The sequence below is a fragment of the Marinobacter sp. VGCF2001 genome (assembly GCF_049943275.1).
GTDB lineage: Bacteria > Pseudomonadota > Gammaproteobacteria > Pseudomonadales > Oleiphilaceae > Marinobacter.
In genome coordinates, this window is sequence record NZ_JBNFVX010000002.1 from 189,086 (window position 1) to 207,061 (window position 17,976).

Below are 17,976 nucleotides of genomic sequence, written 5' to 3' on the forward strand. Positions count from 1 at the left end.
GGGACACGCTGTAAATACGTCCCTGTACGCTCGACAAAAGCCATCCCTGGCTTTTGACGGTCCCGGAAAGCCGTCCCGGCCCCATGTGCACCAATGTTGGAGATAGTGTTTTGCGCGCCTACGCCGACAACGATTACCCAGCCGACCACAAACCGGACTGGTCACTCATTTCCGGGTTATGGCCCTATCTGCTGGAATTCCGGGGTCGGGTGGTGCTGGCCATGGCACTGCTGGTGCTGGCCAAGCTGGCCACGGTGGCCACCCCTATTGCCCTGAAGTACATCGTGGACTATCTGGACCAGAACCGTGGCGCGGATATGCTGCTGTGGATTCCGGTTATTCTGGTGGTGGCCTATGGCTCCCTGCGCTTCGGCGCCACCCTGTTCAGCGAGTTGCGCGATGCGGTTTTCGCCCGGGTGGCGGAGCGGGCCATGCGGCGGGTATCACTGCGGGTGTTTGAACACCTGCACCAGCGGGAACTGGGCTTTCACCTGGACCGCAAAACCGGAGGCCTGGCCCGGGACATCGAGCGAGGCACCAACGGCATCAGTTTTCTGCTGCGTTTTACCCTGTTCAATATTGTGCCCACCATTCTGGAAATCTTGATGGTGGCGGGCATCCTGCTGGTGGTGTTCAACGTCGGCTACGTGCTGGCCATACTGGTGGCGGTGGTGGTGTATGTGGTGTTCTCCATTAAAATCACCGAATGGCGAACCAAATTCGTGCGCGAGGCCAACGCCCGGGATAACCAGTCCAACTCCCGGGCCATCGACAGCCTGCTGAACTATGAAACGGTAAAGTACTTCAACAACGAGCGCTTCGAGGCCGATCTGTACGATCGGGATCTGGACGACTGGGAGCAGGCCCGGCTGAAGAACCGCCTGTCCCTGGCCACCCTGAACGCCGGTCAGGCTTTGATCATTGGTCTGGCGCTGATGGTGATCATGGCCATGGCGGTGGGCGAAGTAGCCAGCGGTGAGATTACCCTGGGGGATTTCACCATGATTAACGCCTACCTGCTGCAGCTGTTCATTCCCCTGAACGCTCTGGGCTTTGTCTACCGGGAGATTCGCCAGGCGCTGGTGAACGTGGAGCGGTTGTTCAAACTGCTGGGCGATGAGCCCGCCATTCAGGATGCTCCGGATGCCAGGCCGCTGACTGTGGATAACGGCGAAGTCCGTTTCGAGCACATCCATTTCGCCTACCGGCCGGATCGCCCGATTCTGCAAGATGTAGATTTCACCATTCCCGCGGGCCACACCGTGGCTGTGGTAGGGGCCAGTGGCGCCGGCAAGTCGACCCTCGCGCGCTTGCTGTTCCGGTTTTACGATGTGGATAACGGTGGAATCCGGATTGATGGCCAGGACATCCGCACAGTCACCCAGGACTCCCTGCGTTCGGCCATTGGCGTGGTGCCACAGGATACCGTGCTGTTCAACGATACCCTGTACCGCAACCTGGCCTACGGTCGGCCGGAGGCTACCGAAGAAGAGGTACACCGGGCCGCTAAACTGGCCCATCTGGAAAATTTTATCCACAGCTTGCCAGACGGCTACGAAACCAAGGTTGGTGAGCGCGGACTCAAGCTTTCCGGTGGCGAAAAACAGCGCGTGGCGATTGCCCGCGTGATCCTGAAAAACCCGCCAATACTGATTTTGGACGAAGCGACTTCGTCCCTGGACTCCTTGTCGGAACAGGCCATCCTGGGGGCCCTCAAAGAGGTCAGTCGCCAGCGCACCACCCTGGTGATTGCCCACAGGTTATCCACAGTTCGCGATGCCAACACCATTCTGGTGATGGACGGCGGCCGGATTGTGGAAAGTGGCAGCCACAGCGAACTGCTTGTGCAAGACGGCCATTACGCCAGATTGTGGCTGCAGCAACAGCACCGGGGCGACGACCAGGCATAGCCGGCCTGCTATCTTTGACATGGGTCAATTAAATTCCAGCTAAGGAGCAGGTTTATTCTTTGTCTGCTACGGTGAAGAGTGAGATGCGAAAGTCTCCAACGAATCACTCATGAGAGCGCGGTGGGTTTCGCCTTGTTACCAGGCCTTGTCTGGCTGGTAGAGTCTTACGAGCAGAATTCCCTTCGCGTTGTCGGCACCCACCTAGCAGCAGCCTTGGGAATTCACTCATGTCAAACCATCGCAAGAAAATGACCATCGCGGTAGCGGGGGTCGTCGCCCTCGGTATCGCTGGTTTCCTGGTGTTAACCTCTCCCTGGACCTGGTCCCTCACGCACAGTCTTCCTCCTATCAGTAGTGCAGACGGCCCTGCCGATATCGACAACGGCCGGTTAATTTTTGTCGCTTCCGACTGCGCCACCTGTCACGCGACAACCGGGCAGCATAACGATGAACAGCTGGGTGGCGGCAAGGTACTCGATACCGCCTTCGGTAAGTTCCATATGCCCAATATCTCGCCCGATGCGGAGCATGGCATCGGTGACTGGACCCTGGCGGAATTTGACCGGGCACTGCGTGAAGGCGTGGGCCCCAGCAGCCTGTGGCCAGACGGTGAAAACCTCTACCCGGCCTTCCCCTACACTTCTTATCAGCGCCTGAAGCCGGAAGATGTGCGCGACCTGTATGCCTACATGATGAGCTTGCCTGAGAGCGACAAGGTGGTGCCCGATCATGAGCTGAAATTCCCATACAATATCCGCCGGGGCATTGGTGTATGGCGCCTGGCCTTTCTGGATGGCAAAAGCGTGGAAGAGATCGGCACCGACCTTGCCACGGTCTCGGCGGACGTAAACCAGGCCCGGTTTGAGCGCGGCCGCTACCTGGTCGAAAGCGCCGCGCACTGCGTGGAATGCCATTCCCCGCGGACGTTTATGGGCAACATTCCCGGCGATATGCGTTACGCAGGTGGGCCGAATCCCGAGGGCACCGGCCATTTCCCGAACATCACTCCGGATGAAACCGGCATCGCTTTCTGGTCCGCTGCATCTATCGCCAATTACCTGCACACCGGTGTCAGCCCCATCGGCCGCAAAGCCGGCGGGGATATGGCAGAGGTGATCGAAAATACTTCGCAACTGCCCTGGCAGGATCTGCAAGCCATGGCCACGTATCTGAATCACCTCCCGGCGATCGACAAACCTGCCCCGGGTATGCCCGAGCCCAACTTCACCGACACCATCGTGATGCTCGAGAACGCAGTGGATCGCCGCGAGCCATTGCCCACAAGTAATCCGCAAAATATCAGCGAGGGTGACAGTGTGTTCGCTGCCGGCACCAAGACACTCTACGTAACGCCGGAAATGGACCAGGCCGAAACCGAAGACGGCAAGTTCCTGGGGGGCGCCAAAGCCCGGGTGATTGCCAGAGACGGCGACAAACTGCAGCTGGCCATTGAAGGCTGGCAACCGGAGAACGCGCCCTCGGTGATTTACCAGGAGAAGGGCCAGCGCGTGATCATGGCGGCACTGGGTGATAAAGCGATTGCGGCTACCCAACGCGGTGAATCGGAAACCGATCCGAAAACCGACCAGATCTGGCGCCCGGTCACACTGGAAGTCTGGTCCGATGCCAGCGAGCTCCATCTCGATCAGGAAGCGCTGTGGAGCTTCAGCCAGAAGGCCTATCAGACCAGCTGTTCGTCATGCCACACCTTGCCAGACAAAGAGCATTACACGGCAAACCAGTGGATTGGCACCCTGAAATCGATGGAACGCTTTACCAGCTTCAACGACGACGAGTATCGCCTGGTTCTGGCGTACCTGCAGAACCACTCCAGTGACCTCGGCGCAGATACGCCGCGGCCCATCATGAAAAAAGCCAGTGAGGGCGTACCACAATGAGTCGCAAGTATTCGCCTCACCACGGCAACGCTGACGGGTTGATGGCGGCTGCGCAATGGCTGAGTGGTGTATTCATCGCGCCGCTGTCAACTCAGCAGGTGATCGATGCGAGCGCAGAGCCGGCCCTGGACTTGCTGCGCGGATTTGGCAAGCAACTGGGCGCAGAGGCCAGCGTTAACCGATTGTGCCAATTGTTGGAGCAGGACCGCCCGGAAAACCTGGCGGTACACCTGCAGCGGCGCTACACGGTGCTGTTCGAGGGGATCTTCCGTCACCGTGCGGTGCTGCCCTATGAAGGCGCCTGGCATCAGGAAGGTCCGGCCTTTGGTGGCCCTTCAGTGGCCGACATGAATGCGATACTGCGCGCCCTGGATGTCCACATCAGCGCCGATTGCTGTGAGCCAGCGGACCACCTGGCGATTGAACTTGCCGCTCTGGTTGCGGCCCTGGGCAGCAGCCAGAACACCCTTGCTGCCGAGCTGGTACAGCGGCTGCAAAGCTGGGTGCCGGCGTTCACAGACGCGCTCAAGCGCGAGGACACGAACGGATTTTATGCGGCGGCCGGCGAGTTACTGCTCTCCCTGCTGCGCACAGCCCATTTAGCGCTGTTGGCAACGGAGCCCGAGTCGGTGCCCGTTCACGGACAGCGCCAAGGAGAATTTGCATGACTGACCATACTGACAGCCTGCCCCCTGTGCCCAAAGACAAGCTTGCTTCGCCCACACGCCGGCGCCTGCTGCAGGGCACGGCTGCAACCGCCGCATTCAGCGCCATGCCATTTTCACTGTCCATGCTGAGCCGTGGCGCGATGGCCCAAAGCGCTTCCAAAGAAGTGATTTCCGGCTGCCACTGGGGTGTGTTTACCGGTGTTAACGAAGACGGCCGCGCAGTCAAATTCAGACCCTGGGGCGGCGACCCCGAGCCCACCCCCATGCTCGAAGGCGTGCGCGACTCAATCTACTCGGCATCGCGCATTCGCTATCCGATGGTCCGTCGCGCCTGGCTCGAGCAGGGCCCTGGCGCAGACCCGGATGGCCGGGGCGACGGCGACTTCGTGCGCGTGTCCTGGGATAAAGCCATCGAACTGGTGGCTAACGAACTCACCCGGGTTCGCTCGGAACATGGCCAGCAAGCCGTTTACGGCGGCTCCTACGGCTGGAAAAGCCCGGGCAAGCTGCATAATTGCAAGACCCTGCTGCGTCGTATGCTCAACCTGACCGGCGGCTTTACCTCTAGTATCGGCGATTACTCCACCGGTGCGGCTCAGGTTATCCTGCCTTATGTGTCTGGCTCTATCGAAGTGTATGAGCAGTGCACCACTTATCCGGTGCTGGCTGAACACACGGAACTGATGGTGTATTGGGGCTGCGACCCGCACAACAACTCGCAGATCTCCTGGCAGGTGGCCGATCACGGTGCCTTCCCGGGTACTGAGTCGCTGAAAAAGGCCGGTGTAAAAACCCTGTGCATCGACCCGATCAAAACCATGACCTGCGAGTACCTCGACGGTGAATGGATTGCCCCCAAGCCGCAAACCGATCTGCCGCTGATGCTGGGTATTGCGCACACGCTGCTCAGCGAAGACCTGCACGACCAGAAATTCCTCGACCGCTACACCAGCGGCTTTGAAGAGTTCAAACCCTACCTCACCGGCGAAGCAGACGGTCAGCCCAAAGACGCTGACTGGGCCGCGGAAATCTGCGGCATAGACGCCGATACCATTCGCGATCTGGCCCGCCGTTTTGCCAGCAAGCGCACCATGCTGGCCCTCGGCTACTCCATGCAACGCCAGCACCACGGCGAGCAGTCCACCTGGATGCTGGTTACTCTGGCTTGCATGCTCGGCCAGATTGGTTTGCCGGGCGGTGGTTACGGTTTGAGTTACCATTATTCGTCTGGTGGCGCGCCCACTCACAACAGCCCGATCGTGAAAGCCATTGGCGATGGCGCCGGTGGCGGGGACGGTGGCTCGGTAGACGAATCTGGCAGTGACGTGATGATTCCGGTGGCGCGCTTTGTTGAAACGCTGCTGAATCCGGGAAAAACCATGCAATTTAATGGCAGTGATATCAAGCTGCCGTTGGTGAAAATGGCCTTCTGGGCGGGCGGGAATCCGTTTGCGCACCACCAGGACCGTAATGAGATGCTCCGGGCCTGGCGTGAGCTGGACACCTTCGTGGTCAACGATTTCCAATGGACGGCCACGGCACGCCATGCCGACATCGTTCTGCCATGCACCACGTCCTACGAGCGCAACGACATCGAACAGGTGGGTGACTACGCCCTGAGCCATATTGTGGCCATGCGCAAAATCATCGAACCGCAGTTCGAAGCGCGGGACGACTTTGATATTTTCGCCGCCATTGCCGACAAACTGGGCAAAGGCTACGAGTTTACCGAGGGCCGCAGTGAAATGGACTGGATTCGCGGCTTCTACGAAGGCGCAAAAATAGAAGCGCGGGCCAAGGGCATGGAAATGCCGGTGTTCGACGTGTTCTGGGAGTCTAACAAGCCGCTTGCCTTCCCGCTGAAAGATGAAGAGAAGAACTTCGTGCGTCACGAAGCTTTCCGTAAAGACCCGATCCTGAACGCGCTGGGTACCGCTACCGGCAAATTCGAGATCTACTCGCGGGCCATTGCCGTCTATGAATACGACGACTGCCCGCCCCACCCCACCTGGATGGAGCCGATTGAGCGTCTTGATGGCCCCACCACCAAATACCCGTTGGGCCTGTCGAGCAACCACCCGCGCGGTCGCCTGCATTCACAGCTGTGCGGTACCTCGTTCCGCGACACCTACGCGGTGCAGAACCGCGAGCCTTGCTGGATGAATCCCCGGGATGCTGAAGAGCGGGGCATTAAAGACGGCGACGTGGTTCGGGTGTTCAACGATCGCGGCCAGATTCTGGCTGGCGCGGTGGTCACCGAAAACATTATGCCGGGGGCGATGATGGTATCGGAGGGTGGCTGGTTCGATCCGCTGAATCCCCGTGAAATCGGCAGCCTGTGCCGTTATGGCGATGTCAATAATCTGACCCCGGGTATTGCCACCTCGAAGCTGGCGCAAGCCAACTGCGGCCAGACGGCTACGGCCGATGTGGAGAAGTTCACCGGTGAGCTGCCGGAGGTTCTGGTGTTTTCTCAGCCCCGGCCGGTTTCAAAACAGACAACGTCTGGATAAAGGCCCGGGATGCGGGCCGGCCATGGGCTGGCCCGCATTTTTGCCCATGGCCGATGCTTTTCAACGAACCAGCCGAAGCGCCAGCCCGGACGCCCGCACCACCTGCTGTTCCACGCTGTCCCGGAACACCTGGGTGTCTCCGGTGATCAGGCTGAACCAGTTCTTGGCCCGGGTGATGCCGGTATACACCAGTTCCTTGGTCAGTACTGGGCTCAGCCGATCCGGCAGCACCAGGCAGGTGTGATTGAACTCTGACCCCTGGGATTTGTGTACGGTCATGGCGTACACGGTGTCCAGTTGCTGCAGACGGCTGGGAGAAATCCAGCGAATGCCGCCGGTGCTGTCGCCGCTGGGAAACGCCACCCGCAGGGTATCTTTGGGTTCGCCACTGGCGGCTTTGTCCCAGGGCACGCGCAAGGTGATGCCGATATCCCCGTTCATCAGGCCCAGGTTGTAGTCGTTGCCGGTTACCAGCACCGGCCGGCCCCGGTACCAGCCGTCGGTTTTGTCGACCAGGCCTTCTGCCAGTAACTGCCGGGCGATGCGTTGGTTCAGGCCTTCCACGCCCCAGGGGCCGCGGCGCAGGGCACACAGAATCTGGAAATCGTTGAAGGCGTCCAGCACCTCGGCAGCGTGGTCGTCCCAGGCTTCCCGCGGGCTGTCCACGGTCAGACCCGAGTTGTGGATAAGTTCCAGGTAATGCCGATAGCCCACTGGCGGTGGCAGTGGCTTGCCGTTCACTACCCGCCCCTGCCCGGCATTGCGGAAGCTTTCCGGGCTGCCGGATATCGCGTGCCGGCAGATCTGTTCGAGAGTTTGTTCCGGATCAGGTGCTGGCGCGCGGCCGTTCAGCCAGATAACGTCCTCGAAGTCGGCGTTGCGGATTTGCTCCAGTACCCGGCTGGTGAGTGTGCTGGTGTTTACCGCCTCTGCCAGTTGGCGGATACCGCTGTCCTGCCCGAACCGGTAGCTTTTGCGGAGCATGGCCACGGCCTGGTCGAGGGGCTGGCCCGAGTTATCCACAAGCGACCCGGGAACCCGGGTTCCGGTGATGTCGCTCAGCCAGTCGGCGGTGGCCGGGGTGTAATGCCCGTTTGAAGCCCGCTGACACAGCTCGCCCAGCACCGCACCGGCATCCACCGAGGCCAGTTGATCCTTGTCGCCCAGCAGAATGAGCTGAGCACTGGCCGGCAGGGCGTCGAACACCGAGGCCATCAGGTCGACATCCACCATGGAGGCTTCGTCGATCACAAGGATATCCACCAGCAGCGGATTGTCCCGGTGATGGCGGAACTGGCGGGTATCCGGGCGGCTGCCCAGTAACCGGTGCAGGGTGGTCACCCGGGTGGGAATGTCGTCCAGTTGCACGGCGCCGGGCAGGTCTGCCAGCGGCAGTTTGCTGACCGCGCCGCCAATGGATTCGTTCAGGCGGGCGGCGGCCTTGCCGGTGGGCGCGGCCAGGCGGATACGGTATTTGCGCCCGGCCCGCTCAGGGCTTTCTCCGGCGACCGCCTGCAGGGCGGCCAGCAGATTCACCACGGTGGTGGTTTTGCCGGTGCCCGGGCCGCCGGTGATCACCGAGAAACGATTACGCGCCGCCAGGGCGCAGGCCAGTTTCTGGTAATCCACCGGTTCGCTGGACTGGAACAGTTTGCCGAGGGCTGTGGATAAAGTTCGTGCCGCCGCTGATTGCGGGTCGGCCAGCGGCGATGGCAAGGCCAGCCGTTGCTGTATCCCCTCAGCAATGCGTTGTTCGTAACGCCAGAACCGGCGCAGGTACAGCCGGCTGCCATTCAGTACCAGTGGCGCCGGCATCGAGCCATCGCTGACGGCCAGGGAGTCGTGCAGGGCCGCGAGACAATCGCTCAGTTGCACCCGGGCCAGCATCTCCTGTGGATAAAGTCCCTGCAGGTTGGCCACCCCGGTCTCAGACAGGCCGGCATTGGCCGGCTCTTCCGGCGGCAGCGCCAGGGTCTGGCCGGCATCGGCCAACAACGTGGCCAGGTCGATACACACGTGCCCCCGGCCCACCTGGTGGGAGGTCAGTGCCGCCAACAGCAACACCAGCGGCTGCGGGCTGTCGCCCTGTTCTTCGCCGAGTTCCCGGATCAGCCGGGCAAAGCCGGTATCCAGCGGGCGAATCCAGCCGGCCTGTTGCCATTGACGGAGTAAGGCTTCGGTTGTGTCAGCATTGGCCAACAACTGTGAGTTATCCACAGCGCTCGGCAACTCCGTTGCGGTCGGCTTGACCGGCGTGTCGTCATCCAGATTCAGGGCAAACTGGTTGTCAGTATGGCGGGTACGGCTCATGCGGCCACCTCCGCCGACACCGGTTCGCCATCGAACAGGGCATCCAGTTGCTCGATCAGCATTCTGGGCGGTTTGTCGGAAAAGGCGCCGGCAGTGGTGGCCTTCACGCCACGCAGAAACAGGTATACCGCACCCCCGATGTGCTGGTCGTAGTCGTAACCCGGCAGCCGGGCTTTCAGCAGCCGGTGCAGGGCCAGCAGATACAGCACGTATTGCAGGTCGTAGCGCTTGTCGAGGATGGCTTCGCCCATGGCCTGGTCGGTGTAGGCGCCATCGTCTTCGCCCAGCGCGTTGGATTTGTAGTCCAGCACGTAATATTGCCCTCTGTGTTCAAACACCAGATCGATAAAGCCTTTGAGCATTCCGTTGAACCGGTGAGTTTCGGCCTGCGGCCGGTCCGCACCATTCAGGGTGTGTTCTGTCACCAGCTTGTCCAGGGTTCGAATGCTCACGTTGCGGCTTTCAAACCAGAACTCCAGCTCCGGGCGCAGCGTGCCCAGGTCCGCCAGGCTGGCGCTTTGCTGGCCGTCCCGATCCAGAGGCAGCGGGGTCTGAATCAGTGTCAGCAGCCAGTGTTGCAGCGGTTCCACCCAGTCGCCCCAGCCCCGGGTACCGCAACGGCGGGTGAGTTGTTCCTGCAGCAACTCGGGGTTATCCACAACCCGCTGGAAGCCCTGGGCGGTGCACCATTCCAGTAATTCGTGCAGGAAGGTGCCGGGGCCGGCGCCTTTGGGGAAGTGGTGATGGTTGCGCACAGTGGGTATGGCGGGTGACTCCTCAACCGGCGCCTGGGCACTTTCCTCCAGCAGGTTCTGGGTCTGGGCGTCTTCCACTTCGCCGGTGAAGGTGATGCCGGTACCCGCCCTGCCGGTGTACTCGATGCTGGAGTAGCTGGCAATCCACCAGTCTTCCTTTGCTTGCCGGCGGGAGATCAACGCCGGCCCCAGGGCTGCCGGGGCGGTGTCGGTAAACAGCGCATCGTCCGGTTGCGGCAGCGGCCGGGCCGTGATTTCCGGGGTATCCTGAACCAGCGGGGCCAGCGTCTGGCTCACCTGCTGCCCCGGTGCTCCGGCCAGTGCATAACCGAGACCGCTCTGCTGCCAGTTATCCACAGCCGCCACACCCACCCAGGTGGCAAACCGGGCCCGAGTCAGGGCCACATACAGTTTACGGATGTCCTCGCCCAGGCGTTCCCGGTCGGCCTGTTCGATGTCTTCCGGGGTTGGCTCCAATACCGTCACCAGCTTGCCGGTGTCATCGTGGTAGCGCACGAAGGCCTGTTTCTGGTTTTCCGCCCGGAAGGCGGTGCCGAAAGGCAGAAAAACCAGCGGATATTCCAGGCCCTTGGACTTATGCACAGTAATGACTTTCACCAGCCCGGCGTCGCTCTCCAGGCGCAGGGTGCGGTGTTCATCTTCTTCGCTGGCGGCACGCAGGGTCTGGGTGAAGTGATGCACCAGCGCGTGTTCGCCATCCAGCTGCAGGCTGTCCTGCTGCAACAGTTCGGCAATGTGCAGGATGTCGGTCAGCCGGCGTTCACCATCCGGCCGTTGCAGCAACCGGCCTGGCACCTCGAAGTCCATCAGAAAGCTGCGCAGCATGGGCAGCACACCCTGGGCCTGCCATTGCTGCTGGTAGCTTTGGAAACGTTCGATTTCCCGTTCCAGCACCAGCTCGTCGGTGAGCAGTTCATCCAGTGCCTGCCAGCTCTGGCCGAGCGTGGGTGTGGCCAGAGCGGCGCGGATGAAAGCCAGTTGCTGTGGCTCGGCAAAGGCCCGGAGCCAGCACAGCATTTCTGCTGCTTCCTGGGACGTCAGTACCGAATCCCGGTCAGACAGGTAGACACTTTTCACCCGCCGGCGCCCCAGGGCATCGCGCACCGCGGCGGCCTCGTTGCGGTTGTTCACCAGCACGGCGATGTCTCTGGGTGCCACGGGCGTCAGGTCGGCCGGGTTGTCCGGCAGAGCAAAGCCCGCCTGCCCGGTCTGGCCCAGGGTCAGCAAACGGGCAATTTCGCTGGCGCAGGTTTCGGCCAGGTCGGCGGTGGCGGCGCCCTTGGCCAATGCTTTCGGTTTGCCGTCCTTATCTTCCTCCCCGGATTCGTGGCTCCAGAGCACCAGGCTGGGCTGCAACTCACCGTTTACCGCCCAGAGCCGTCGGGTGCCGTTGGCCTTAACGCCCTGAAACGGCAGTGGCGTGCTGTCGCCCTGGCCGAACAGGAACGCCCCGCCAGGGCTGTACTGATCGCTGTACTCGAACACCCGGTTCACCGCGCGGACCATGGTGGCGGCCGAGCGGAAGTTGGTGCCCAGCGTGTAGGTGCGGGCCTGAACGCCTCGCCGTGCCTGCAGGTAGGTGTGGATATCGGCGCCCCGGAAACCGTAGATGGCCTGTTTCGGGTCGCCGATCATCAGCAGGCAGGTGTCCTCGTGGTTTTCCTCAACCCGGTAAACCCGGTTGAAAATGCGGTACTGCACCGGGTCGGTGTCCTGGAATTCGTCGATCAGGGCGACCGGAAACTGGCGGCGAATGGTGGCCGCCAACTGGTCGCCCCGGGGGCCGTGCAAGGCATCGTCCAGGCGGGTGAGCAGGTCATCAAAGCCCATCTCCGAGCGTTGTTGTTTTTCCGCTTCCAGCCGGCCCGCCATCCAGTGGCTGGCGTGGCGCAGGATGTCGGATTTGGCGTCGGGCGGGTTGTGGCCAAATGCCAGCAAGGCGTCGATAGCGTCGAAGGCCGGATGCCGGGGTGCCGGGTCGTCGCCTTTCAGGATATTGGCGAGGCCCTCGGAGGTCTGGTTTTTGAGGCCAGCTTTGTCCAGCCCCTCAGGCAACAAATCGCCGGACTCGGCCCAGGCTGTCAGGTGGTCCCAACTGGCCACCATGGATTTTTTACTGTTGCCGTGCAGGCGCTTGGCTTTTTGCAGGTCATCCAGCAGTGCCAGCACATCAGGTTTCCAGTCCGCCCAGGGGTGCGCCTTCAGTGCCTGCGACTGCGCCTGCCGTTGCTCGACCACCTGGTTGATGGCCTGGTGCACACTTTCCGGGGGCGTGCCCAGCGCTACGGTATCAACCATCAGATTGCGCACGGCCTTGCGCAGGTCGGCCGGTGTTTTCCAGTGGCTCAGAGCCTCGTCCATCAGGGCCGGTGGCAGTGGATAGACAAAGGTGCGCCAGTAATCCCGGGCGACGTTTTCGAGCAGGTCGCTCTGGTCGGTGGCCAGGGTAAGTTTGAACAGGCTGCCGCTGTCGAACGCGTGTTCGCTGAGCATCCGGTTACACCAGCCGTGGATGGTCGACACCGCCGCCTCGTCCATCCATTCCGCCGCCAGCAGCAGTTTCTTCCGGCATTCGGGCCAACTGGCCGGGTCCGGGTAGCTGGTATCCCGAAGCTTGTGGATAAGTGCGGTTTCCGGGGTTGGTTCCAGGCGGTCGGCGGCGTCGGAAAACACCTCCGCGGCCTGGGTCAGCCGGGTGCGGATGCGATCCCGCAGTTCCTTGGTGGCGGCGTCGGTAAAGGTGACCACCAGCAGGTTGGGCGGCAGCAGGTTCTGCAGCGGGCTGTCGTCGCGCTGGCCGTGGCCCAGTACTAACCGGACATACAGGATGGCGATGGTGAAGGTTTTCCCGGTGCCGGCACTGGCCTCAATCAGCGCGCTGCCGTTCAGGGGCAGCGCCAGCGGGTCCAGGTTCGGGTTGCGATGGCCGGTGTTTGGGTTCATGCCTGTTCCTCCTGATAACCCACTTGTTCGGCTGCGGATTTGCCCTGTTCGGCTTCCCACAGGGGCACATAAAGCTGATGCAGCAGGGCTTCGAATTCACCGCTGGCCAGCAGCGCCTCGGGGCTGGCAAACGAGCCCCGCAGGTAGCCGGTGTCCCGCTCCAGCGCCGTGCTGTAGGCTTGCCCGGCCTCGTGGATGGCCCGTTCGTGGTCACCCAGGTATTTCTTGCCGCCATAGAAACTGGTAATCCAGGCAAAACCGGCCTCGCAGTGCAGTGGCAGTGCGCGGGTGGTGGCGTCCATCCAGCGCTCCAGAATGATGTCAAAGTGCTTTCGTGCCTGTTCGGGGGGCATCACCGGGAAGTGGAATGTCCGGCCCTCTTCCTTGCCCAGAATCAGGGTTTCAAACCGCTGGTTGCTGAGTTGCCCGGCCAGGTGAATCAGCCAGTCCCGCATCAGGTTGGCGTAGCGGACTTTTTTCGGGTAACCGGAGCCGGTGAGCAGGCCGGAGCTGGCGATCACCAGCCGGCATCGCTGGCCTTGTGGGTTGCAGCGCAGGTTGTCGATCAGGTCTGCCACCTCGACCGTGCCATGGGCGTGGCGATATTCGAACGGCTGCGGCTCGGCCACCGCCTCCGGCCAGTCGGCCAGGGCGCCCCGATAACGTTCGAACAAGTCTGGCAGCCGGCCGGCCAGTTCGGTGCGCAGCCGGTGTTCGGTCACCCCCATGCCCAGGTCGCCGCGCCGGGCCATACGGTCCAGGGTGGTGTTCAGCCGCTCGTGCAGTTCGTCTTCGCTGGCGGCTTTGAGCACGCTGTGCTGGATCAGCTCGTTGTCCAGGCGCCAGCGGTCCAGACCGTTCAAATCGAAGTTTTCGTTGTCGGTGTCCTCGTCTTCCACGGCTTCAAAGCGCACCTGCAGCCGGCGCTGGTAGAAGGTGTCGATGGGCTTTTTCAGGAAGTTGGCCAGATCGTTCAGGCTGATGGGTTCTTCGGGAGCCTGATACGACAGGGCCTCCCGGCCCTGCTCCGGGTTATCCACAGCATGGGCGCTGCGCCATTCCCGTTCGTAGGTGAACAGGCCCCGGGCCTGCAGAACCTCGGCCAGGTCTCTGGGCTGGCCCTCGTCGCCGGTACCATTGGTTTTCGGGAAATACTCCCGGCTGAAGGGTTGCAGCGGGTGCCGGGTGGTCAGGGCCCGGGTAACGGAATCGTCCGGCTGTTCTGCCACAGACCAGAGGCTGTCCAGGTGATCCCGCAGCTGGCCAATGAGCACCGAGGGCGGCCGTTCGGAATCGTCTTTGATGCTGCGCCCCACCCAGCTGATGTACAGCTGTTCCCGGGCCGACAGCAGGGCTTCCAGAAACAGGTAGCGATCGTCTTCCCGGCGGGAGCGGTCCCCCGGCCGGTAATCCTGCGCCATCAGGTCGAAATCCACCGGCGGCCGGGAGCGGGGGTAATCGCCGTCGTTCATACCCAGCAGGCACACTTTGCGGAACGGAATGGCTCGCATCGGCATCAGGGTGGCGAAGTTCACCTTGCCCGCCAGGAAACGCTGGTTCAGGCCGCCTTCGTCCAGGCCTTGCAGCAGCACGTCTTTGACGATGTTCAGGGGCAGCGGCTGGCGCGCCAGGCCGGCGGCCAGGGCGTCTTCCAGCCATTGTTCCAGCTGGCGGCGAAAGCGGTTCAGTAACAGCAGGTCTTGCCCTTCTACCCTGTGGAAAAACTGCTCCAGCATTCCGGAGAACAAGGCTTCCCACTGTTCCGGCGTGCGTGTGCTTTGCAATGCCTGCCACAGGGTTTCCAGCTGGTGGACAAAGTCGCTCAGCCGCCCGGCCAGGCTGGCTTGCAGGCCGCCGATTTCGCCGTAAGGTTCCACGCCGGCCCAGGGTTCATCATCGCCCATGCCGTAGCCCAGCAGCATGGAGCGCAGGCCCGATTGCCAGGTGTTGCGGTCCAGCTGCGCCGGCAGGTCCAGGCTTTCCCGGTGCCGGCCGTGTAGGCCCCAGCGGATATTGGCCCCCTCCACCCAGCGCCGGGCCAGGGGGATTTCGTCTTCCTGGATGCCAAAGCGGTCGCGAATGCCCGGCACTTCCAGCAGGCTGATGATTTCACTCACACCAAAGCGGCTGCGGGGCAGCGACATCAGGGTTTCCAGGGCAATCAGTACCGGCTCGTGGTGGCGCTGGCCCTGGTCGGAAATGGTGAAGGGAATGTGGCGCTTGCGGCCGGGTGAATAGCGGCCAAACACCGCCTGGATGTGGGGCGCGTACACATTGATGTCCGGCACCATCACGATCACATCCCGGGGCCGCAGCGTGGCATCGGCGTTGAACGCGGCCAGCAACTGGTCGTGCAGGATTTCCACTTCCCGCTGGGGGCCGTGGGCGTCGTGGAATACCACGGAATGATCCGTGGCCAGATCAACGGTTCGGTGCTGTGTGCGGATTTCCTGCAGCGGCGTCAGGTTGTGGATATCGTTCTGCAACTGGTGCAGCAGGCTGGGGTTATCCACATCGCCATGGTCGGTAAAGATGTCGATCTTCTGGCCCGGAGTCTGGAAGCTGGCCTGATACTCGTCCGGGTTGTCGAATTCATCCAGCAGCCGAATGTAGTCCCGGCCCTGTTTGCCCCACGCTGCCAACAACGGGTTGGCGTGCTGGTGCAGCTGATCGGCATCGTCCATCTGCGACAACACCGGGTGGGCCCGGCCGCGTTTGCGCTCGGCTTTCAGCAGTTCCCGGTCGCTGATGATGTCGGCCCAGTAGAACTGGCAGGGGTTGTGGACGCACAACACCACCTGGCTAAAGCGGCTCAGTACGTACAGCGCTTCCAGTGCCTGCCGGGGCAGGGACGACACCCCGAACACCACAATGCGTTTGGGCAACCGCCCGGGATGGGCGGGTTCGGCGATACGCTGGCCCTGTGCCATAAAGCGGGTGTGAATCTGCGACCGGCTGGTGTGGGCCTCGCTGCCCACGTCTTCTACCAGCCTGCGCCAGAGCAAAGGCTGCCAGCGGGTTTCCGCATCCAGGGCCTTTTCCTCACCCCGGGCGGTGACCACCACATCCCTGCCCTGCTCCCAGGCCGCCAGCCAGTCGGCACGGAACACCTGGTACTGGTCGAACAGGTCGGCTACTTTCTCGGCCAGCTGGAAGTTGCGCAGGTCGGTGTCGCGGCCGTCCAGAAACCGCGCCAGCGGCGTAAACGCCTCATCCTGCCCCACCAGTTCCGGCAACAACCGGTACAGGCGCCACACCAGCCGGCGTTTGTCGAAAGGTGACTGCTCCGGTACGTCGCCGTCTGGCAGCACCGCCCGGTAGGCCTGCCAGATAAACCGTGCGGGAAACAGGAAATCCATGCCGGCGGCAATGCCCAGGCCGCCTTCCACGCCATCTTCGGTGCGCTTCTCCGCCAGCGCCAGCTTCAGCCACTGGGCAATACCGTTACTCTGCACCAGAAAGGTCTCGCTCTGCAGCGGCGGCATGGGGTTCTGCCGGCAAATGTAGACCACGGCGCGGCGCAGGTCTTCCAGGTGGTTGGCGTGGATGGCATGAAAGCCGGGTTCGATGGCAATCGGGGCGGCCATGGGACTCCTTGCTGTGTAGGCGATTCAATCCTGTTGCGACAGCTTACCGTATGTGACTCCGAATGCAGACAGTCGCGGAGGACTGATCATGCCACCGCGAGACGACAGCCATTGTCGTTAAATACCGAGCACGGGAGAACGTTTATGTGGACGCTGATTACGGGAGCCGGCTCCGGCATTGGCCGGGCATTCGCCAGCACATCGATAAGGCGGCCAGGGTGGGTTTGCCGCACGCCGCCATTCTGGGCCAGCGCCTGGAGTCCGGGCAATGCCTGAGTGCCGAGCAGGCCGCCAGTGCTTTGGCGTTCACGCTCTTCCAGGTTCCGGAAAGTGATTTTCACGGCGCCGTCTTCAACGGTGGCGAATTGGTCGACTCGCTTTCATTTTCCGGGAGCTGAAGGCACGGTGTTTGTGGGTTCCTATAGGGGAACCCGCATGGTTTCTGAGCTGGTGTCGGGCATACCGATCATTTCATCGGTGCCGGTGGGCGGGATAACCTCGATGTGTTGCACCTGATAGTCCGCAAAGAACTTCCTCGCCTCGCAGGCACCGCTGAACATCATGGGTTTGTCATAAGGGTCTGTAAGCACGTACCCCTGGCCATTCAGGTAAAAACGGGCCATGTAGTACCGGCCCTCCAGCGACACGATCTCCAGCAGTGATATCTCATCGTTTTTGTGATCTCTCAATTCACCGTTTGCCATGTGCATGATGAGTCTCTCTAGTTCTTGTTGAGGTATGAAAGACTACGATCACAGCCTCGGAACAGGTCATTAAATCAGCAATCACGAGCAGAGTGGATCTCATCAAGATCGAGATTTATTGCTCCGGACGCCCCGGAAAAATCCGCCGGCCCGGTTATCGCGTATTGGTTATAAATTGAACACCGATGAGGTGTCGGTATGAATCACTCGTTTAAGAACATGGGGCGGTGGGTGATGCTGCTGGTTGCGGTTGGTGCCGTGGCCGTCTGGTCGTCGCAAACGGCTGCGGATGACCGGGACCGGAACATCGATACGGCCATCCGGAACACCATCTTGTTACAGATAGAAGCGTTCGCCAACAACGATGGCGAGCAGGCCTGGGCCCACGCTTCCGAGGGAGTCAAACAGCGCTTTGGATCGTCGGACGTGTTTCTGAGCATGGTGCGTCAGGCCTACCCGGCGGTGCACCGGGCCAGAACCATCGAGTTCACCGAGCGGGTACCGCACGGGAGTTTCGAGATCCAGACGGTGAAGTTGCAGGGCCCCGAGGGTAAGCGCTGGGATGCCTACTACCGCATGGTGCCAAGCGCCGAAGACTGGAAAATTGCCGGGGTCCGCCTGCACCCTGCCGATACCGGCATCTGACGGACGGTGGTTGTGGTCTCCC

General features: G+C 61.8%; 10 protein-coding genes. 6 read left to right on the plus strand and 4 right to left on the minus strand.

Features of this window, described 5'->3' with window-relative positions; all coding sequences use genetic code 11:
* The first annotated feature begins 110 nt into the window (after nucleotides 1–110).
* The 4 genes from ACP2AU_RS04045 to torA all read left to right on the plus strand — a co-directional run bounded on the left by ACP2AU_RS04045 (nucleotide 111) and on the right by torA (nucleotide 6,989).
* Entirely contained in the window at nucleotides 111–1,910 is a 1,800-nt protein-coding gene (locus tag ACP2AU_RS04045; RefSeq protein ID WP_426374693.1) for an ABCB family ABC transporter ATP-binding protein/permease, read from the plus strand.
* A 227-nt stretch (nucleotides 1,911–2,137) separates the two neighbouring features.
* Nucleotides 2,138–3,808, plus strand: coding sequence for a c-type cytochrome (locus tag ACP2AU_RS04050; RefSeq protein ID WP_426374695.1), 1,671 nt, complete (start codon nucleotides 2,138–2,140; stop codon nucleotides 3,806–3,808).
* Nucleotides 3,805–4,476, plus strand: a complete 672-nt coding sequence (locus ACP2AU_RS04055) for a TorD/DmsD family molecular chaperone (RefSeq protein WP_426374697.1) — start codon at nucleotides 3,805–3,807, stop codon at nucleotides 4,474–4,476. The genes ACP2AU_RS04050 and ACP2AU_RS04055 overlap by 4 nt, the downstream gene beginning before the upstream one ends.
* Complete coding sequence (gene torA / locus ACP2AU_RS04060) at nucleotides 4,473–6,989, plus strand: trimethylamine-N-oxide reductase TorA (RefSeq protein ID WP_426374699.1); 2,517 nt, start codon at nucleotides 4,473–4,475, stop codon at nucleotides 6,987–6,989. The genes ACP2AU_RS04055 and torA overlap by 4 nt, the downstream gene beginning before the upstream one ends.
* 60 nt (nucleotides 6,990–7,049) lie before the next feature.
* On the opposite strand, the gene recD is transcribed toward torA, so the two are convergent.
* From recD to recC, 3 genes are read right to left on the minus strand one after another with little or no spacing between them, the layout of a single operon-like run.
* Nucleotides 7,050–9,299, minus strand: a complete 2,250-nt coding sequence (gene recD / locus ACP2AU_RS04065) for an exodeoxyribonuclease V subunit alpha (protein ID WP_426374701.1) — start codon at nucleotides 9,297–9,299, stop codon at nucleotides 7,050–7,052.
* Nucleotides 9,296–13,018 carry an exodeoxyribonuclease V subunit beta gene (gene recB / locus ACP2AU_RS04070; protein ID WP_426374703.1) on the minus strand — a complete coding sequence of 1,241 codons (3,723 nt, stop codon included), beginning with the start codon at nucleotides 13,016–13,018 and terminating at the stop codon, nucleotides 9,296–9,298. The genes recD and recB overlap by 4 nt, the downstream gene beginning before the upstream one ends.
* Complete coding sequence (recC, locus tag ACP2AU_RS04075) at nucleotides 13,015–16,605, minus strand: exodeoxyribonuclease V subunit gamma (RefSeq protein WP_426374704.1); 3,591 nt, start codon at nucleotides 16,603–16,605, stop codon at nucleotides 13,015–13,017. Before recC ends, recB begins: the two co-directional genes overlap by 4 nt.
* Before the next feature lie 146 nt (nucleotides 16,606–16,751).
* Between recC and ACP2AU_RS04080 the strand changes: the two genes are divergently transcribed.
* Nucleotides 16,752–17,003 (plus strand): hypothetical protein, encoded by a 252-nt coding sequence (locus tag ACP2AU_RS04080; protein WP_426374706.1) that lies wholly within the window; start codon nucleotides 16,752–16,754, stop codon nucleotides 17,001–17,003.
* A gap of 21 nt (nucleotides 17,004–17,024) precedes the next feature.
* Here the strand turns inward: ACP2AU_RS04080 and ACP2AU_RS04085 are convergent, their stop codons facing one another.
* Nucleotides 17,025–17,315, minus strand: coding sequence for a DUF6482 family protein (locus ACP2AU_RS04085; protein ID WP_426374708.1), 291 nt, complete (start codon nucleotides 17,313–17,315; stop codon nucleotides 17,025–17,027).
* Between the two features lie 192 nt (nucleotides 17,316–17,507).
* On the opposite strand from ACP2AU_RS04085, the gene ACP2AU_RS04090 reads away from it, so the two are divergent.
* Nucleotides 17,508–17,954: a DUF4864 domain-containing protein gene (locus ACP2AU_RS04090; RefSeq protein ID WP_426374710.1), complete on the plus strand. Its 447-nt coding sequence runs from the start codon at nucleotides 17,508–17,510 to the stop codon at nucleotides 17,952–17,954.
* The last annotated feature ends 22 nt before the right edge of the window (nucleotides 17,955–17,976 follow it).